Source organism: Microcystis sp. M53603_WE2, from assembly GCF_030065435.1.
Map to the genome: position 1 here is coordinate 1 of NZ_JASJFF010001317.1, position 1,490 is coordinate 1,490.

Annotated in this window: 2 protein-coding genes and 1 pseudogene; all 3 read left to right on the plus strand. The window is 42.1% G+C overall.

The genetic code is table 11. The annotated features are described in order from the left end of the window. The first annotated feature begins 251 nt into the window (after positions 1–251). Positions 252–809, plus strand: coding sequence for a hypothetical protein (locus PX481_RS27595; protein WP_147073730.1), 558 nt, complete (start codon positions 252–254; stop codon positions 807–809). An 88-nt stretch (positions 810–897) separates the two neighbouring features. Further along, positions 898–1,104: pseudogene (locus PX481_RS27600) on the plus strand (hypothetical protein); the annotation flags it as partial. A 37-nt stretch (positions 1,105–1,141) separates the two neighbouring features. Continuing rightward, positions 1,142–1,366: a rod-capping linker protein CpcD gene (gene cpcD, locus PX481_RS27605; RefSeq protein WP_002732223.1), complete on the plus strand. Its 225-nt coding sequence runs from the start codon at positions 1,142–1,144 to the stop codon at positions 1,364–1,366. The last annotated feature ends 124 nt before the right edge of the window (positions 1,367–1,490 follow it).

Consider the following 1,490-nt stretch of genomic DNA (forward strand, 5'->3'; position numbering starts at 1 on the left):
AGGGATCGGGGGTAAAATTCAGGTACTTTTTCCCTGAAAATTAGGTAACTGACTACCTCAAAATCGGTAAAACCCTACACCCCACACCCCACACCCCACACCCTGCCCCCACCAACAAACTTTTTCAGCAGACCCTAACTAGCGGTTTTGGTTATGCTGCCACGGAATTTTTTCAGAGAAGTAGATTTTAGTACTTGTCAACCGCAGTAACTCGACTGTTGGTGATTTTTTCGAGTTCGGGGGTAAGGATCATGAAAAGTCAAATATTAGCAATTGCAGCTTTAGGAACTTTAGCGGTTTTTAATTGTTTTCCTGGGGTAGCTTATAGTCAACCGCTACTTGTCGGCCAAGAACCAACCACACCCACCTTGATCGTAATTGATGATGAGGAGATGGCACAACTTCCTGTGCCTGTTCGTGATTTTTTGCAGCTTTACAAAGCGGGTAATATTGATGGGGCGGTCGATTTTTGGAGGGATAGTGCGATCAAATTTATATCACTACATTCAGATTCAAGTGAAAAAGATCGAAAAGATGCCTTAGATAAAATTAATCAACAAATTTCTATGGTAAAAAGTGTTTTGAAGGTATTCAATCAGGAGTACGGTGTCTGTAAAGACTATACGGTTCTGCAAGAATATACTAGCGTTCAAGATAGGTATAATATAAAAAGTTTCTTGCTAAGAACTCGACATGAACAAATTTCTCTTTTTTGGAGATTTACTACTATACAAACCCCTAAAGGGACATTTCTATTGTCCTTCCAGTTCAGTACAGATCTGCGAGACATCATCAAGGATGATAAGTAGTACGACATCAATCGACTACACTAGATCAAGGAGGTAGCGTTGCGACTTATCAGCAGGCTGATCTTCAAACAATTAACAGCGATCACTTAATCCCATTCAAGAGGTGGATGATCAACGGCCTGATCAAAAGAGAATCAGAGCTTTGAAAACTATTTTAGAACAGGAAAAAGTCGCCGTTACTGTCCGTTATTCGAGAGGTTTAGCGGCCAATGCGGCCTGTAGCTGTATCTATTTTTTTGCGGAAATACCCGACAATCGGCCATTAACTAGATTGCTAGTCTCCCTGCTAGGCTAAACTAGAGAACTATAACATCAATGTAGGAGCCATTTCGATGCAAAGTCTCTCTAGTGCCAAAGAAAATCGCCTTTTTGTCTATGAAGTCGTCGGTTTAAGTCAAAATGACAATACTGATAACCTAGATTATTCTATCCGTAAGAGTGGCAGTGTCTTTTTAACCGTTCCCTATAGCCGCATGAATCAAGAAATGCGTCGGATTACCCGTTTAGGCGCTCGCATCGTCAGCATTAAACCCTTAAACGCTGCTGCGGCCGAGTAGTTCATCGGAAATTTTGGGTCTGAAACCCCGCCGTTCTAGGTTGGCTTTACGTTAGAATTAAAAGGCCAGTCTCGAAAACCAAGTGGACGGCGCAGCACCTTGAAAACTCGGCTTAGGGGGTTCC

Coding starts and splice junctions, on each gene's coding strand:
- PX481_RS27595 (WP_147073730.1), top strand. CDS start 252: ATGAAAAGTCAAATATTAGCAATTGCAGCTTTAGGAACTTTAGCGGTT.
- cpcD (WP_002732223.1), top strand. CDS start 1,142: ATGCAAAGTCTCTCTAGTGCCAAAGAAAATCGCCTTTTTGTCTATGAA.